Annotated in this window: 15 protein-coding genes and 1 pseudogene (1 of these 16 running past the window's edge); 6 read left to right on the plus strand and 10 right to left on the minus strand. The window is 67.4% G+C overall.

Going from position 1 to position 16,555, the window contains the following annotated elements:
- Window positions 1-1,736, plus strand: a pseudogene (locus MSPGM_RS03385) (Tex family protein); it begins 579 nt to the left of the window's first position.
- Here MSPGM_RS03385 and MSPGM_RS03390 read toward each other — a convergent pair.
- Entirely contained in the window at window positions 1,723-2,193 is a 471-nt protein-coding gene (locus tag MSPGM_RS03390; RefSeq protein ID WP_245265698.1) for a hypothetical protein, read from the minus strand. The pseudogene MSPGM_RS03385 and the gene MSPGM_RS03390 overlap by 14 nt on opposite strands.
- 397 nt (window positions 2,194-2,590) lie before the next feature.
- Between MSPGM_RS03390 and MSPGM_RS03395 the strand changes: the two genes are divergently transcribed.
- Together MSPGM_RS03395 and MSPGM_RS03400 are read left to right on the plus strand one after the other, a co-directional pair.
- On the plus strand, window positions 2,591-3,244 hold the full coding sequence (locus MSPGM_RS03395) for an ABC transporter ATP-binding protein (protein WP_003606985.1): 654 nt from the start codon (window positions 2,591-2,593) through the stop codon (window positions 3,242-3,244).
- Between the two features lie 147 nt (window positions 3,245-3,391).
- A complete protein-coding gene (locus MSPGM_RS03400) occupies window positions 3,392-4,636 on the plus strand; it encodes a hypothetical protein (RefSeq protein ID WP_003606986.1) in 1,245 nt (414 codons plus the stop codon).
- 8 nt (window positions 4,637-4,644) lie between these two features.
- Here MSPGM_RS03400 and MSPGM_RS03405 read toward each other — a convergent pair whose 3' ends face one another.
- Both MSPGM_RS03405 and MSPGM_RS03410 read right to left on the minus strand, forming a co-directional pair.
- Window positions 4,645-5,361 (minus strand): hypothetical protein, encoded by a 717-nt coding sequence (locus MSPGM_RS03405; protein ID WP_012752140.1) that lies wholly within the window; start codon window positions 5,359-5,361, stop codon window positions 4,645-4,647.
- A 36-nt stretch (window positions 5,362-5,397) separates the two neighbouring features.
- On the minus strand, window positions 5,398-5,706 hold the full coding sequence (locus MSPGM_RS03410) for a hypothetical protein (RefSeq protein WP_003599600.1): 309 nt from the start codon (window positions 5,704-5,706) through the stop codon (window positions 5,398-5,400).
- Window positions 5,707-5,906: 200 nt separating this feature from the next.
- On the opposite strand from MSPGM_RS03410, the gene flhA reads away from it, so the two are divergent.
- Window positions 5,907-8,048, plus strand: coding sequence for a flagellar biosynthesis protein FlhA (gene flhA / locus MSPGM_RS03415; protein ID WP_003599599.1), 2,142 nt, complete (start codon window positions 5,907-5,909; stop codon window positions 8,046-8,048).
- A 255-nt stretch (window positions 8,049-8,303) separates the two neighbouring features.
- Window positions 8,304-9,980, plus strand: a complete 1,677-nt coding sequence (locus tag MSPGM_RS03420; RefSeq protein WP_003599598.1) for a methyl-accepting chemotaxis protein — start codon at window positions 8,304-8,306, stop codon at window positions 9,978-9,980.
- Window positions 9,981-10,130: 150 nt separating this feature from the next.
- On the opposite strand, the gene MSPGM_RS03425 is transcribed toward MSPGM_RS03420, so the two are convergent.
- From MSPGM_RS03425 to fliI, 4 genes are all read right to left on the minus strand, one after another.
- A complete protein-coding gene (locus MSPGM_RS03425; protein WP_003599597.1) occupies window positions 10,131-10,271 on the minus strand; it encodes a hypothetical protein in 141 nt (46 codons plus the stop codon).
- A 232-nt stretch (window positions 10,272-10,503) separates the two neighbouring features.
- A complete protein-coding gene (locus MSPGM_RS03430; protein WP_003599596.1) occupies window positions 10,504-11,556 on the minus strand; it encodes a lysylphosphatidylglycerol synthase domain-containing protein in 1,053 nt (350 codons plus the stop codon).
- A gap of 356 nt (window positions 11,557-11,912) precedes the next feature.
- Window positions 11,913-12,317, minus strand: coding sequence for a flagellar export protein FliJ (gene fliJ / locus MSPGM_RS03435; RefSeq protein ID WP_003599595.1), 405 nt, complete (start codon window positions 12,315-12,317; stop codon window positions 11,913-11,915).
- A 95-nt stretch (window positions 12,318-12,412) separates the two neighbouring features.
- On the minus strand, window positions 12,413-13,768 hold the full coding sequence (gene fliI / locus MSPGM_RS03440) for a flagellar protein export ATPase FliI (protein WP_003599594.1): 1,356 nt from the start codon (window positions 13,766-13,768) through the stop codon (window positions 12,413-12,415).
- A 438-nt stretch (window positions 13,769-14,206) separates the two neighbouring features.
- On the opposite strand from fliI, the gene ctrA reads away from it, so the two are divergent.
- Window positions 14,207-14,908: a response regulator transcription factor CtrA gene (ctrA, locus tag MSPGM_RS03445; protein ID WP_003599593.1), complete on the plus strand. Its 702-nt coding sequence runs from the start codon at window positions 14,207-14,209 to the stop codon at window positions 14,906-14,908.
- 111 nt (window positions 14,909-15,019) lie between these two features.
- Here ctrA and MSPGM_RS03450 read toward each other — a convergent pair whose 3' ends face one another.
- The 3 genes from MSPGM_RS03450 to MSPGM_RS03460 all read right to left on the minus strand — a co-directional run bounded on the left by MSPGM_RS03450 (window position 15,020) and on the right by MSPGM_RS03460 (window position 16,523).
- Window positions 15,020-15,523 (minus strand): hypothetical protein, encoded by a 504-nt coding sequence (locus MSPGM_RS03450; protein WP_003599592.1) that lies wholly within the window; start codon window positions 15,521-15,523, stop codon window positions 15,020-15,022.
- Window positions 15,524-15,611: 88 nt separating this feature from the next.
- A complete protein-coding gene (locus MSPGM_RS03455; protein ID WP_003599591.1) occupies window positions 15,612-15,863 on the minus strand; it encodes a DUF3297 family protein in 252 nt (83 codons plus the stop codon).
- Between the two features lie 33 nt (window positions 15,864-15,896).
- Complete coding sequence (locus MSPGM_RS03460; RefSeq protein ID WP_003599590.1) at window positions 15,897-16,523, minus strand: CatB-related O-acetyltransferase; 627 nt, start codon at window positions 16,521-16,523, stop codon at window positions 15,897-15,899.
- Between the last annotated feature and the right edge of the window lie 32 nt (window positions 16,524-16,555).

A 16,555-nucleotide genomic window follows, 5' to 3' on the forward strand; every position in this document is an offset into this window, starting at 1 on the left:
AAGGGGCAGGAAACGACGGGCCAGAAGTTCTCCGACTATTTCGACTGGCGCGAGCGCCTGGAGCGGATGCCCTCGCACCGGGTACTGGCGGTGTTCCGCGGCGAGAAGGAGGAGGTGCTCGACCTCGCCTTCGCCGCGGAGGGCGAGGATTCCGCGCCCGGCGTGCCGGGGCCGTTCGAACTCGCCGTCTGCCGCCGGTTCGGCGTCTCCGCGCGGGGCCGGCCGGCGGATGCGTGGCTGCTCGACACGGTTCGCATCGCCTGGCGCACCAAGATTCGCACCGGCATCAAGGCCGATCTGCGGGCGCGCCTGTTCGAGGGGCGGAGGAGGCAGCGGTGAAGATATTCGCCGGCAACCTCAAGGATCTGCTGCTTGCCGCCCCCGCGGGCGGGCGAGCGACGCTCGGGCTCGATCCCGGCTACCGCAACGGCGTGAAGGCGGCGGTGGTCGACCGCACCGGCAAGGTCGTGGCGGTCGAGACCACCTATCCGCACGAGCCGCAGCGCCGCTGGAAGGAGGCGGTGGCCTCGCTCTCCCGGCTCTGTCGCCAGCACGGCGTTGAGCTGATCGCCATCGGCAACGGCACAGCCTCGCGCGAGACCGACCGGCTCGCCACCGAGATCCTGGCCGCCAACCCCGATCTCAAGATGGCCAAGGTCACGGTGTCGGAGGCCGGCGCCTCGGTCTACTCGGCCTCGGCCATCGCCACCCGTGAGTTGCCGGACCTCGACGTGTCGCATCGCGGGGCCGTCTCCATCGCCCGGCGCTTGCAGGACCCGCTGGCGGAACTGGTGAAGATCGACCCGAAATCCATCGGCGTTGGCCAGTACCAGCACGACGTCACCGAGCAGAAGCTGTCACGCTCGCTTCAAGCGGTGGTCGAGGATGCGGTGAACGCGGTCGGCGTCGATGTGAACACCGCCTCCGGCCCGCTGCTGGCCCAGGTCTCGGGCCTCGGCGCGTCGGTGGCGGACAAGATCGTGACCCACCGCGACGCCCACGGCCCGTTCCGTACCCGCGCCGGACTGAAGAAGGTGCCGGGCCTCGGCGCTAAGACTTTTGAGCTCGCGGCGGGCTTCCTGCGCATCCCCGATGGCGAGGACCCGCTCGACCGCTCCGGCGTCCACCCGGAGGCCTATCCGGTGGTGCGCCGCATCCTGGAGGCGACGAAGAGCGACATCCGCGTGCTGATCGGCAATGAAGCGGTCCTGCGCCCGCTCTCCCCCGCCGCCTTCGCCGACGAGCGCTTCGGCGTGCCGACCGTGCGCGACATCATCGCCGAGCTGGAAAAGCCCGGCCGCGACCCGCGCCCGGCCTTCAAGACCGCGAGCTTCCAGGAAGGGGTCGAGACGATCGGCGACCTCAAGCCGGGGATGCAGTTGGAGGGCGTCGTCACCAACGTCGCGGCCTTCGGCGCGTTCGTCGATATCGGCGTGCATCAGGACGGACTCGTCCACATCTCGGCGATGGCCCGCAAGCGGATCGCCTCGCCCTCCGAGGTGGTGAAGACCGGCGACGTGGTGCGTGTGCTGGTGTTGTCGGTCGATGTGCCGCGCAAGCGCATCGCGCTGTCGATGCGGCTCGACGACCCCCTCGAAGGCGCGACGCCGCCGCGTGGAAACGCCCCCCGCCACGAGGCGCAGCCCCGGCGCCCGGCGCCCGCAGCCCCGCCGCAGGACGGGGCGCTGGCCGACGCGCTCCGGCGCGCCGGAGTCTCCTCGTCTAAGCGTTCTTGAGCGACAAGCGGACAACCTGCCCGCGGGCTGGGACCGGCGTTTCGCGGCGGGAGACCTCCGGGACCGTCGCCGATCTTTGAACCGGCCACCGCAGCACGTCGCCCATCTCACGGTGGGAATGGGCGTTCCGACAGACGGGTAGCCCGGCCTGATGCGTCAGCGTGAGGGCGGACGTTTGCCCCGTCGAATCCCAGCTCTTGAGCCCGCAGAGTACAAGGTAATCCTGGATCGTAATCAGATCCGCATCCACGAGTGCTAGGGCCTCTTCGCGTGTCTCGATCAGATCGGGATTCAAGGCCTGCTCCACCGCAAAAACAAACTTAGAAGAAATTATTCGTCTCGGAAAATCAACCCAAGGTATGGGTACAGGATCGAGCCGGATCTCCTCCGCACACGACAAGCCGCTGGTGGGCGAGCCGTCGTCCGGACGGTCGATCGCCGGCATCGTCGAGAGCATTCTCGCCCATCCGAACATCATTCGACGTCGCTCGGCCGTACACACCATATCCGGCAGCGATGGCCTTTCACGACGTGAGGCATCGGTGACGGATCGGGATGACTGCGCCGTGCTCATGGGGGCGAGAGACCGGTTGGATGCGGTGAAGCCGATCGGGTCGCTTCCCTGTGTGCATCGCCAGTGAGACGCACGCGTTCGAGATGGTGTCGTGCAAGCTGGGATCGGCGTGCCGTCCCCAGATTCGCCGCTTTTTTCGGTTTCCTGCGCTGCACAAGGTGCGGGTTTCACCCGCCCGATATGCCTCGCCGACTTTCGCTGGCGACGCGGCGGTCGTACGGCGAGCGCATCCGTTGTGTCGGTCCGGCCCGCAACGTTCACCGGTGGAGCCTACCGAACCGTGATCCGCTTCGAGAACGTCACCAAGGTCTATTCCACCTATGGTCGGCGGCGCACCATCCTCGACCGGGTGAACTTCACCCTGAAGCCCGGCATCAGCTACGGCATCATGGGGATCAACGGCGCCGGCAAATCGACCACCATGAAGCTCATCGCCGGCGTCGAGGAGCCGACCCGGGGCCGCATCGTCCGGGGTCTTCGCGTCTCCTGGCCGCTCGGCTTCGCAGGCGGCTTCAACTCCAAGATGACCGGTCGCGACAACGTCATCTTCGTCGCCCGGATCTACGGGGAGGATCCGCGGCGCGTGCTCGAATTCGTCGAGGATTTTTCCGAACTCGGCAGCTACCTGAACATGCCGGTCAACACCTACTCGTCCGGCATGGGCTCACGCCTTGCCTTCGGGATGAGCATGGCGATTCCCTTCGACACCTACCTCATCGACGAAACGCTCTCCGTGGGCGACGCGCGCTTCCAGAAGCGGTGCGCCGAGGTGTTCAACAAGCGGCGCGAGACCGCGGACGTGATCCTGATCTCCCACAGCATGGAACAGATCCGCGAATACTGCAGTCAGGCGCTGATCCTGATCAACGGGCAGGCGGTGGTCTACGACGATGTCGATGAGGCGATCACGGCCTACCGGCGCCTGAACAGCTGAAGGGTCGCCCTGCCGCGGGACGCCATCGCCCCATTCAAGGTTCGGACACGCTTTCGCCGCGAGGGCGGGCCAGAGACGCAAGCGTGCGATCCGTCGCCGCCCTGACGCGGCGCGGCTGACCGCGCGAGGCGTGCGAGCACCGAGACCATGAGCACCGAGATCAGCAGTCCGAACAGCGCAGCGGTGACCACCGCCGACCGCTCGACCGCGGTCACGGAATCGCTCAAGCGGTTTGCCCGCATCGCGCGCCAGTCCGACCACAAGAAGGGCATTCGCGCCTATCAGACGCATATCCGGCGCGATCCCTGGATCCCCGCCTTCTTCGTGCTTCTGTTCCTGCTGCCGACGATGGTCACCGCCGGCTATTTCTATCTTATCGCCTCCGACCGCTACATCACCGAGGCACGCTTCGCCCTGCGTCCGGCGCTCGGCAACGTCGACAAGGTGCAGAGCGAGGAAACGGGCAACAACAGCTCCCTGTCCAAGCAGATGATCGCTCAGGACACGCTGATCACGACGAGCTACATCGCCAGCCGGCAGATGATCGAGACCATGGAGCGGCAAATGCCGCTTCGCGAGATGTTCTCGCGGGACGGCATCGACTTCTTCTCGCGCTTCGACGCCAGCGAGCCGATCGAGCGGTTCATGCTCTACTGGCACAAGCGCGTGACGACCTCGGTCGATTCCAATGGCGGTATCATCAGCCTGAAGGTCGCCGCCTTCGACCCGCAGGAATCCTACACGCTGACCCGCGCGCTTCTGGACGAGAGCGAGCGCATGGTGAATGAACTCAGCCTCAAGGCGCGCAACGCCGCGCTGGCTGAGAGCACCCGCGAACTCAAGAACGCCGAAGAGCGCCTGCTCACCGTCCAGCGTGCCATGCGCGACCTGCGCAACCGCGCCGGCATTCTCGATGCGCAATCGGCCAACAAGAACAACCTCTTGGTCATCGCGGAGCTGCGCAAGAAGCGCATCGACCTGTCGGTGCAGCTCAACCAAAGCCTGCGCGACCTCGCGCCGGAGCGGCGTCCGATCCAGGATTTGAAGGCGCAGATCCAAGATCTCGATGACAACATCGAGAAGATCGAACGGCAGATGACCAGCACCGATCCGGATCAGCGACGCCTACTATCGGAGGCGATGACAGAATTCGAGGGGCTGGAGAACGAGCGCAAGAACGCGCTCCTCTATCATAACAAGGTGTTGGCCGCGAGCGAGCAGGCCCGCATCGTCGCCAACCGTCAGATCGAGTTCTTCACCCCCGTGGTCAATCCGGTCGTGCCCACATCGGCGATCGAGCCGCGCAAGCACTTGATCACGAGCATCGTCGCGCTCGTGGCCATGGCTTTGTTCGGCTTCAGCGTCCTGATCCGAAAGTATCTCTATAGCTGACGCACCGGTCAGGCGATCTCACCGGGTGGACGGCGGGTCGGCGGCGAGGCGGTGGGATCGGCCGGCGTACCCGGCTCGGGCGCCAGGGCCGGTTCGGGCACCGGCGAGGGCGTTCCGGTCGCGCGCGGCTCACCCGTGGTTCCGCCGGTCCAGCCCTGCGCCCGCCAACCCTCGGCGCGCTCGTCGAGATCGACCGCGCCGGCGCGCTGCATCAGAGCGATGACACGGTCGGCGACCTCCCCGTCCGCCCGCACGGTGACCAGTGTGCCACCGCGTCGGATCCCCTCGGCATAGGTCTCGGCATCGGCGCCGCTCAGCCCCGCGCCGGTCAAGGCGCCGATCAGGCCGCCCGCGGCCGCCCCCACCCCTGCCCCCGACAGGGCGGCGACGAGCCAGCCCGCCGCGATCACCGGACCGGCGCCGGGGATCGCGAGCAGCCCCAGGCTTGCCAGCAGGCCCGCGCCGCCGCCAAGGACGGTGCCGACCGTCGCACCCGCCCCCGCCCCTTCGGCCGCCGAACCCTCGTGCTCACTTGCCGAGGCATGGCCCTGCGCCACGGGCTCACCGGTGGCGCCGCCGGCCAAGGCACCGGCCGGCCGATCCGCGCCGTTCAGCGAAACGATGCCGATATCCGAGTGCGGCACCCCCTCCGCCTCGATGCGATCGATGACGCGAGCGGCGGTGTCCTGATTGTCGAACAGGGCGGTGACGGCGCGTGTTGCCATGGTCGTTCCTCTCGTCTGATTTGGGGTGGCCAGCCGCTACTCGGCGGCGACGTTGCCCCGGAAATCCATGCCGACGCTCAGCGTGCGGCCCGCATGCTCGGCACGCCCGCGCCAGATGCCCTGCCCGTCGAGTTGCAGGTCGGCGACGTCGGCAAAGCCCATCTCGGCGAACCGCGCGCGCACCTGAGCGGTGGTGAAGCTGTTGGCGCCCGGTTCGAGCCGCCCGCCCACTGCCCCGTGCGCCTTTTCCGCAGGTGTCGCGGCGGGCGCCTCCGCCGGCTCCGGCGCGGCACGGACCGCCGTCGATGCCAGTACGGCGAGGAGGAGAAGGGGAAGGGCGCGCATGATCCAAGGCTCGTCCGCAGGGGCCGGCCGTTCGCCGAGCCGGTTGCCTGACCAAGCCCCGGTCACCGGCCGAGGTTCCGTATCGACGCGGGCGTTGTCAGGGTCGGCGTTAACGCATCGCTAACCCTGTACCCGGCAAATCCTGCCGGGTGCGGTCCTGCGGGTAGGCCCGCGCGATTCGTCTTCGGGGATTCGGCGCGATGAGCGAAACGGCCAGGGCCGTTCCAGCGGGAGCAGGCGGGCTTGGCGGCCTGTCGTCCCTGCGCATGCCGAACCGGGCGAGCTTCCAGGCGCTCTCCAAGCGCTCGGACCTGTTCTTCGCCACCGCGGTGATGGGCATCCTCGTGGTGCTGATCTTTCCGCTGCCAGCCTTCCTGCTCGACCTGCTGCTCGCGGTCTCGATCATCATCTCGGTGCTGATCATGATGACCGGGCTGTTCATCGACAACCCGCTCGAATTCACCGTCTTCCCGACGCTGCTGCTGGTCGCGACCTTGCTGCGGCTTGCGCTCAACCTCGCCTCGACCCGGCTGATCCTCGGTCACGGCCACGAGGGCACGGCGGCGGCGGGCCACGTCATCGAGGCCTTCGGGCACTTCGTGATGGGCGGCAACTTCGTGATCGGGATCATCGTCTTCGCGATCCTGATCATCGTGAACTTCGTCGTCATCACCAAGGGCTCGGGCCGCATCGCCGAGGTGGCGGCGCGCTTCACCCTCGACGCCATGCCCGGCAAGCAGATGGCGATCGACGCCGACCTCTCGGCCGGGCTGATCGACGAGAAGGTCGCCAAGGCCCGCCGCTCGGCACTCGAAGAGGAATCCTCCTTCTTCGGCGCCATGGACGGCGCCTCGAAGTTCGTGCGCGGCGACGCGGTGGCCGCGCTCCTCATCACCGGCATCAACGTGGTCGGCGGCATCATCATCGGCGTCGCACAGCAGGGACTCGGCTTCGCCGAGGCGGCCAAGACCTACACCCTGCTCACCATCGGCGACGGGCTGGCCTCCCAGGTGCCGGCGCTGATCGTCTCGACCGCGGCCGGTATCCTCGTCTCGAAGGCCGGCGTGAAGGGCGCAGCCGACAAGGCGCTCGGCAAGCAGATGGCGAACTATCCGAAAGCCCTCGGCATGTCGGCGGGCGTCATGATCCTGATCGCGCTCCTGCCCGGCATGCCGATGCTGCCCTTCCTCGCGCTCGGCGGCGCCTCCGGCTACGCGGCGTGGCGCATCGCCAAGACGCAACGCGAGACCCCGCCCGCGGTGGCAGAGGGCACGCCCGGCGCTCCCGCCCCCGGCGGGGCACCGGCCGAGGAGACCGTCACCGATCTGCTCAAGCTCGACGATCTCAAGCTGGAGATGGGCTACGCGCTCCTCGCCCTCGTCAACGGCGAGGGCCAGGATCGGCTCACCGACCAGATCAAGGCCTTGCGCCGCCAGCTCGCGGCGGAGCTCGGCATCGTCATGCCCTCGGTGCGCATCCTCGACAACGTGAGCCTGGAGGCCAACACCTACGTGGTGCGGGTGAAAGAGATCGAGGCCGGCACGGGCCAAGTCTTCCCCGGCCAGTTCATGGCGATGGACCCGATGGGCGGCCAGGTGCAGTTGCCCGGCCAGCACCTGCTGGAGCCGACCTTCGGCCTGCCCGCGACCTGGGTCGATGCCGGCTTGCGGGATCAGGCCCAGCTCAAGGGCTACACCGTGGTCGATGCGGCCACCGTGATCTCAACGCACCTGACCGAACTGATCAAGGCCCACGTCTCGGAACTCCTGAACCACGTCGAGGTGCAGAAGCTGCTGCGCGAACTGCCCAAGGAGCACACCGAACTCCTCAAGGAAGTGGTGCCCTCGCAGATCGCCACCACCGGCATCCAGCGCGTGCTGCAACTGCTGCTCACCGAGCGAGTCTCGGTGCGCGACCTCGGCTCCATCGTTGAGGGCATCGCCGAAGTGGCCGGCCACGTGAAGAACCCGCGCGACATCGTCGAGCATGTCCGCGCCCGCCTCGGCCGGCAGATCTGCGCGCAATACCAGGGCCCGGACGGAACGCTGCCGATCATCACCCTGTCGCCGGCCTGGGAGCAGGCCTTCCTCGAATCGATCGTCGGCGAGCGCGAGGAGCGCTACCTCGCGATGCAGCCGTCGAAGCTCACGGAGTTCGTCAATACGGTGCGCGACCGCTTCGAGCAGGCCGCGCGCATGGGCGAGATGCCGGTGCTCGTCACCTCGGTCCAGGCCCGGCCCTTCGTGCGCTCGATCATCGAGCGCTTCCGCCGCGAGACCCCGGTGATGAGCCAGGCGGAGATCCATTCCCGCGCGCGGCTGCGGACGGTCGGATCGGTGTAGACGAGCAATCGAACCCTTTCGCGGTGATCGTATCCAATCACCGATCACCCTTAGTACGGCCGGGCAGAAAGCATCCGCCGATCACCCGTAGCGTCATGAGCGGCTGTGTTCGATGCACATCGATCGCGGCCAGACGGCAACTTGTATAAATTCCGACAGGGACTGCAATTTTTAGCTTTTGTTAATAGCCAAAAATCTACTTTCGTCGCTGTCCTGCGGCAAGAATCGGACCGTGGGGCATCGAGGGATCTAGCCGTGCTGCGTTTCGATATCCCGAGGAAGCTCTACACGCTCGTTGGCCTGTCGGCGCTGAGCCTCCTGGCGATCTGCACCGTCGCGCTGACCTACCAGTACAACGCGATGTACGCGCAGCGCCTCAGCCAGCTCGAGCTGATGACGGAATCGGCCATCAACCTGGTCGACCACCATTACCGGCTCGCCCAGAAGGGGGAGATGCCGGAGGCGACAGCCCGTGCGTCCGCCTATGCCGGCGTCTCGGCGATGCGGCACGGTGCGGACGGCTACTTCTTCATCTGGGACCGCGACGTGACCGTGGTCGCACACGCGGACAAGACCCTGCTCGGCCGCAACTTCAGCAATCTCAAGGACACAACGGGCTTCGCCTTCGTCGCGGACGTGCTGCCACGGGCCGTGCGGGATGGGGTGGCATCGGTCGTCTACACCTGGAAGCGCGCACCGGATTCTGCGGCGACGGCGAAGGTCGCCACGTTTCGCTACCATGCGCCCTGGGGGCTGTATGTCGCCACCGGCGTCCATATCGACGATCTAAAGGCGACGCTGTGGGAGCAGATCCTGCGCCTCGGCGCGATCGCGCTCGGCATTCTCCTTCTTCTCGGCGCCGCCTCCTGGGCGATCATCCGCTCCATCGTGCGCCCGATGAACGCCCTGCGGGCGACGATGGGCCGGCTCGCGCAGGGACGCACCGACATCGCCCTGCCGGAGGCTGAGCGCAGCGACGAGGTCGGCGCGATGGCGCGCGCCGTGGCGGTCTTCCGCGACAACGCCGTCGAGCGCGAGCGGCTGCAAGGGGCGCAGGATGCCGACCAGGCGCTGAAGATGGAGCGGGCCGAGCGGCTCAACGCCCTGATTCAGGGGTTCGAGGGCACGATCACCGGCATCGTCACCACCATCGGCGGGGCCGCTTCGCAACTGCAATCGACGGCCCAGGGCCTCGCCGGTACGGCGAACCAGACCGCCGGGCAATCGACCGCCGTCGCCGCGGCCGCCGAGGAGGCGACCACGAACGTCAACACCGTGGCCGCCGCCGCCGAGGAACTGGGCAGCTCCGTCCAGGAGATCGGCCGACAGGTGGACGGGTCGGCCGCCCTATCCCGCACGGCGGTGGAGGAGGCCGGCCAGACCGGACAGCTCGTCCAGGATTTGAGCGAAGCCGCCGCCCGCATCGGCGATGTCGTGGCGATGATCTCGGACATCGCCGGCCAAACCAATCTGCTGGCCCTCAACGCGACGATCGAGGCGGCACGCGCGGGCGAAGCGGGCCGGGGCTTCGCCGTGGTGGCGGCGGAGGTGAAGGAGTTGGCGAGCCAGACCGCGCGGGCGACGACGGACATCTCGGAGCAGATCGCCCGCATCCAGCGCTCGACCGATACGGCCGTCAGCGCGATCGGCGACATCACCGGGCGGATCCAGGAGATCAGCAGCGTCTCCACCTCGATCGCGGCGGCGGTCGAGGAGCAGAGCGCGGCGACCCAGGAGATCGTCCGCAACGTGGCCCAGGCCGCGACCGGCACCAGCGAGGTGACGCACAACATCTCCGGTGTCGCCCGCGCCTCGGAGGAGACCGGGACGGCCGCCGCACAGGTGCTCGGTGCCGCCTCGGAGCTGTCTCAGCAATCCGATCACCTGCGGGCCGAAGTTCGACGCTTTCTGGCCACGGTGCGCGCGGCCTGAGGCCTGAGGCGATCGCCGACGGCCTTAGGCAAAGAGCCGAGCCGACCTCAAAGGGTCGGCTCGGCTCCGCATTTCGCGCACTTTGTTGTTTCAGAGAGCCAGCGTCGCCGAGAGATAGGGAAGCGGCTCGGCGCTTAGGTCAGGCGCCGGTCAGGCGTGTCCCTCGATCGCGCGCAGGACGGCGACCATTTGGTCGGCCTGCGAACGGGTGAGCCCGCGGCTGATGATCGTGCCGTCCCGGCAGATCGAACAGGTGCCGTCTTCGGCGACCCGAATTTTGATCGAAGCCATAATGTCCATCCAGGAGCCAGAGCGGCTCCCCATTCCGTCGAAGCTTAACCGTTCCTGAAGGGCTCGCAACCCTGCGCGTCCCATTCATCCACGGAAGCGGTGTGAGGTAAGGATCGCTGATCCCGCCGTCACTGCGACGAAATGGACGCGGAATTCAAGGCTCGTGACCCGAAACACAACCGGGGGCGCGCTCGGGAGAGCGGCCGCCGGTAAGGGCTTGAACGAGGGTGGCTCAGACCGCCTTCTTCTCCAGCCGCCGCTCGATCACGTGCTTGTCGAGGCCCGGAGCGACGAGCGGCGGCTCCGGCGCGGCCTTGCCGTCCTTGCCGAGCGCGTTCGTGAGGCGGGAGCGCTCGAACAGCAGCACCACGACGATGGCCACGGCGAACGGAATGATCAGGTAGAACAGGCGGAAGATCAGCACCGCGGCGAGAACCGGCGCCTTCTCAGCATCGGTCTGAAGCTGCATGGCGGTGAAGAACACGAGTTCGAACACGCCGAGGCCGCCCGGCGCGTGCGAGGCGAGCGCGACGGAGAACGAGGCGAGGAAGATGCCGAGCACCGGAATGAAGCCGGGGTTCAGGGCATCCGGCAGGGCGAAGTAGATGATGCCGGCAGCACCCAGCAGCTCCAGCGGCGCCGCGATGAGCTGGCGCACCATGATACCGGGCCGCGGATACTCGATCTTGAAGTTGCGGATCGTCAGCGGGCGGAAGCGCAGCACCGAGCCGAGGACGTAGAGCGCGACGAACCCGAGCAGTCCGAAGCCGACCAGCCGCGAGGTCGCGGGATTGGTGAGTACCGCCGGCAGCAGGTTGTCGAGCCGTGCGAGGAGGTTCGGATCATATACCAGAACGAAGCCGCCGAGCAGGATCGTGCCAAGGCCGAAGGTGAAGGAGCACAGGGCCACCAGCACCGCGACCTGCGCCGCCGAAAGTCCCTTCGAGGTGTAGGCCCGGTAGCGCACCAGGGCGCCGGAGAAGACCGAAGCGCCGATATTGTGCGAGAGGGCGTAGGTCGTGAACGAGCACAGCGACACGAACAGCCACGAGATGTGGCGCACGCCCAGATGCAGCAGCGCGATCCGGTCGTACCAAGCGAGTGCGGCGTAGGCGACGAGGGTAGAGACGGCCGCGAACAGGAAGTGGTGGAGCGGAATGGCGGCAAACGCCGCCTCGATGCTCGCCCAGGATAGGGTCTTCAACTGCCCCCAGAGCAGGTAGCAGGACACCGCCACCGCGGCGAGGCCGATCAGGCCCCAGAAGACTTCACTGAGTTTTTTCATGGATGTCCGCCGCCTCTCTCGGGAGCGGTCTCTCCTGCGCCACGACCGCGCGCATCGCAAGCGGGACTGGGCAACCGTCTCGATGGGGCCGGCTCTTGCCGTTAGATCATGACGGTTTCATGCCGAAACACGCGGCTCTGCCCGACTCAGCGAGTGTAACAGGCAACGCATTCAGTGCGGCTTGAGCGGTCGGGAATGGCCCTCGATGAACGCGACACCGGCACGGCCACTCATACGCCCCCGCAGGATCGAGCTGCGCGATTTCTACGGGGTGGTACCAGGGAATCGTCGTCTGGCCCGCGTCGCCGGCCCCGTGCCGCCGACGCGCTCGACGATCCTGCCTAGAATCTGGCCTCTCAGGCCCGCGCCCGAAGTCCGATCGCGTCCATCTCGGCCTGCTCGCGGGCGGCTTCGGCCGCACGCTCGGCGGAGCGCTCGCGATCCTCCAGGATCTCGACCTTCTTCAGTTCCTCGAACGCCTCGCCCAGTTCGGCCTTGGCCTCGGCGAGCTGCCCCTCAAGGGCGGCGGCCGACTGGCGCATGTTGTCCCGGCGGCCGGTGGCAGCGCGGGCATAGGTCGGGTAGGCGAAATGGGCCGGATCGGAGATCCCGGCACGGGCCTCCTCCTGCGAGACTTCCCGGTCGAGTTCGGCCGCCATGCGGTTGAAGTCGGCCATCATCATCTCGATCTGCGCCACCCTGCGGCGCTTCTCATCCACCTGGAACCGACGCAACCGGATCAGCGTGTCACGCGATTTCATGTCGGGCCATCCACTCCACGCTACGCCGGGACGCGACACGATCGGCGCGGGCGATCCACACGGACCGTTACCCCGACGCGCTTCTCGAAGCCGCCTCACGCACCGCCGACAATGGCGGCCAACCGGTCATAACCCTCGCTGATGGAGGTTGCTTCTTCCTTACCCTGCCCCAGAAAAGCCGTCAGATCGGGCATGAGAGCCACCGCTTCGTCCACCTCCGGCGAGGAACCGGCACGGTAGGCCCCGAGCCGGATCAGCTCTTCCATGTCGGCATAGGTCGCCAGCACCTTTCGCGCACGGCGGACGGTGGGGAGGTGGGCCGGGTCGCAGGCCCGCGGCATGGTGCGCGAGACCGAGCGCAGCACGTTGATCGCCGGGTAGCGCCCCTGCTCGGCAATGCGCCGCTCCATGACGATGTGCCCGTCGAGGATGCCGCGCACCGCATCCGCCACCGGCTCGTTGTGGTCGTCGCCCTCCACCAGCACGGTGAACAGGCCGGAGATCGCCCCCTCCCCCACCCCCGGCCCGGCCCGTTCGAGCAGGCGCGGCAATTCGGAGAAGACGGTGGGGGTGTAGCCCTTGGCGGTCGGGGGCTCGCCGCCGGCCAGCCCGATGTCGCGTTGGGCCATGGCGAAGCGGGTGATCGAATCGATCATGCACAAGACCTGCGCGCCCTGATCGCGAAAGTACTCGGCCACCGCCAGGGTCACGTAGGCGGCGTTGCGGCGCATCAGCACCGGCTCGTCGGAGGTCGCCACCACCACGACCGAGTGGGCGAGCCCCGCCGCGCCGAGGTCGTCCTGGAGAAACTCCTGAACCTCGCGGCCGCGCTCGCCGACGAGGCCGATCACCGCCACGTCGGCGGCGGTGTAGCGGGCCAGCATCGAGAGCAGCACCGACTTGCCGACGCCGGAGCCGGCGAAGATGCCCATGCGCTGCCCGCGGCACATAGTGAGAAAGGTGTTGATACAGCGAACCCCGAGATCGAGCGGCGGCCCGACGCGCCGTCGTCCGTGCGCGGGGGGCGGGTCGGCCCGCAGGGGATAAATCGCGGGCCCCTGCGCGAGGGGGCCGAGGCCGTCGATCGGGCGCCCGAGGGCATCGACGGTACGACCGAGCCAAGCGGCGGAGGGGCGGATCGCGCCCGCCGCCTCGTCGCGTACCAGAGCCGGACAGCCGCGGCGCACCCCCTCCAGCGAGCCGAACGGCATGGCGAGCGCGCGGTCGCCGGCAAAGCCGATCACCTCGCACGGCACCGTCGAGGCCGCGACGCCGGCGCCCTCCACCACCACGTCGATGCGACCGCCGAGCCGCATCGCGGAAACCGGCCCGGCGACCTCGACCAGAAGGCCGCGGATCGCCGTCACCCGGCCGAAGGTCTCGAGGGTCTCGACGGTCGAGAGCGCGGCGAGTGCCGCCGCCAGCCCTCCGGAGCCGCGCTCCTGCGTCATGTGCCCCGACCCCGTTAACCGCGTCCCGCCACCGAACCGGCCGATGTCTTAACACCGCCGGACCGCTCGCCAAGGCTTCGAGGCACCCATCCGGATGGGGATGCCGCCGCTCGCGGGAATGAGAACGGCGACGAATGGCCTCCGTCACCTTTCCGCAACAGAGAGACCAACCTGAGACAACAGAAGGGGTTAGCCGGGGAGGCTCATCCGCAGTTTCGGGAGCGCGCGCAGCACAAGGGAACAGATCGCCAACGATCGGGAGAATCGCTCCCGGACTCGAAAGAGACAGTGCTTGCAAGCGGGATTCGGGTTTTGTTAACGGTTAAGGAATAGCGTTTCGAAAGTGGGAATGAGGGAGCGTCCGCCGGGGCCGTCGGCGGACGACCGGCGGCAGCTTGTCTCAAGCGCCCCGAAACGGCCTGTCCGGTGGGGATCACGATGCGCGTACTTCTGATCGAGGACGACAGCGCCACGGCGCAGAGCATCGAATTGATGCTCAAGTCCGAGAACTTCAACACCTACACGACTGACCTTGGCGAAGAGGGTGTCGATCTCGGCAAACTCTACGATTACGACATCATCCTTCTGGATCTGAACTTGCCCGACATGTCGGGCTACGAGGTGCTGCGTAGCTTGCGCGTCGCCAAGGTGAAGACCCCGATCCTGATCCTGTCCGGCATGGCCGGCATCGAGGACAAGGTGAAGGGCCTCGGCTTCGGCGCCGACGACTACCTGACCAAACCCTTCCACAAGGACGAACTGGTGGCGCGGATCCACGCCATCGTCCGCCGCTCGAAGGGTCACGCTCAGTCGGTCATCACCACCGGCGACCTGATCGTGAACCTCGATCAGAAGACCGTCGAGGTCTCGGGCTCGCGCGTCCACCTCACCGGCAAGGAGTACCAGATGCTGGAACTCCTCTCGCTGCGGAAGGGCACCACGCTCACCAAGGAGATGTTCCTCAACCATCTCTACGGCGGCATGGACGAGCCGGAGCTGAAGATCATCGACGTGTTCATCTGCAAGCTGCGCAAGAAGCTCGCGAACGCGTCTGCGGGCAAGAACTACATCGAGACCGTGTGGGGCCGTGGCTACGTGCTGCGCGAGCCGGTCGAGGGCGAAGACCGCATGGCGGTCTGAGCACAGCCACGCACCAAACAGACATCCAAAGCCCCGCTTCGGCGGGGCTTCAGCGTTTCAGGGTCCAGATCGAGAGCCCAGACCGGACCGGGACGCACCTCGATGAGCGGATCAGCGGCCGACGAGGCGAGGTGCGAGCGCTTGCACCAACGTGTGAGCGTTCCGTTCGGCGGTCGCGCCATCCTCGGCAAGCGACCGGATGGTCAGGAGGTCGCTGCCGCGTAGGACGAACGCCGTGGCCGATGTCGTCAGAGGGCCGGCCGGATGGGTGAGGACCCAGCCGACGGCCGGGCCAACGGACAACTCGGTTATGTTGCAAGCCGGATTGCGCGAGCGGCATGCCGATCGGAACGATGCGAGCGAGGTCCGGCCGGACTGAAGACGCGCGACCGCATCATCCATATGCCCGCCGATCGATAGGTCGATCGTCGGTGCTCCCTTGCAGCCTGGGCAGGTGAGTGTCAGCCGCCTCACGTGGCTCGTCATCGCGAAGGAGTCATCCAGGGCGGCACGAGCCTCCGAAGCGATCTCGGTCAGGTCGTGCCGGACAAAACCTTCGGCGTGCGCCAAAGCTGATGAGAGACAAGCGAAAGCCGCGATCACCGTCCTGCGCATGAACGGTCTCCTCATGATTCGAACACGCGCAGGTTGAAGCATGTGCCCGGAGGGTCCACTTCCGGAGGCCCCCCCGGTCGCCAGACGCCTACGCTTCGGCCGGCTCCTCGCGGAAATACGGCTCGACGGCGCCCTTGAGCTTCACCGTCATCGGGTTGCCGGCCCGGTCGAGCGCCTTGCCGGCCGAGAGCCGCACCCAGCCCTCGCTGACGCAGTACTCCTCGACATTGGTCTTCTCGGCACCCTTGAAGCGGATGCCGACGCCGCGGGCGAGGACCGCCTCGTCGTAATAGGGGCTGTTCGGATTGACCGAGAGGCGGTCGGGGGGGGGTTCGGACATGGGTCGTGCGTTCCTGGAAATCGTGCCGGCCGGTTACGGCAATCGCGGCGCGCCCGCAACGGCACGCTCGGTTCGCACCGCGTCGATCAGCTCCGCCACCCGTCCGCTCTGGAGGAGCGGGATCCACCGCATCACCGTCTCATGCGGGAAATCCCACCACGCCGCCTCGACGAGCGCGGCCGTCGTCGCCTCGTCGAAGCGGCGGCGCACGATCCGGGCCGGGTTGCCGGCGACGACCGCGTAGGGCGGCACGTCCCGCGTCACGACGGCATGGGCCGCCACCACCGCGCCATGGCCCACGGTGATGCCCGACAGAATCATACAGCCCGATCCGAGCCAGACGTCATGGCCGATGATCACGTCGCCGCGTGAGGCGTGATAATCCTGGGGTGCGTCCGCCCCCGGCCAGAGGCCGGTCATCGCGGCGAACGGATAGGTCGAAACCCAGTCGAGCCGGTGGTCGCCGCCGAGCAGGATCTCGACCCGATCCGCGATGGAACAATACCGGCCGATCGTCAGCTGCCGGCCGGATTCGGGGAAGCGCACCTTCGGCCGGCCGTAAGAGTATGCACCAATTGTGAAATTCCAGCGCTGAGCCAGCTTTTCCAGATGCAGCCGGGTCTCGTTGTGCGGGTTGCGCCCCCGCCTCAGCCGTTGCAACAGATGCCTCAACAGTGCCCCCCGCAAGAAGA

Source organism: Methylorubrum sp. GM97 (assembly GCF_024347855.1).
Classification (GTDB): Bacteria; Pseudomonadota; Alphaproteobacteria; order Rhizobiales; family Beijerinckiaceae; genus Methylobacterium; species Methylobacterium extorquens.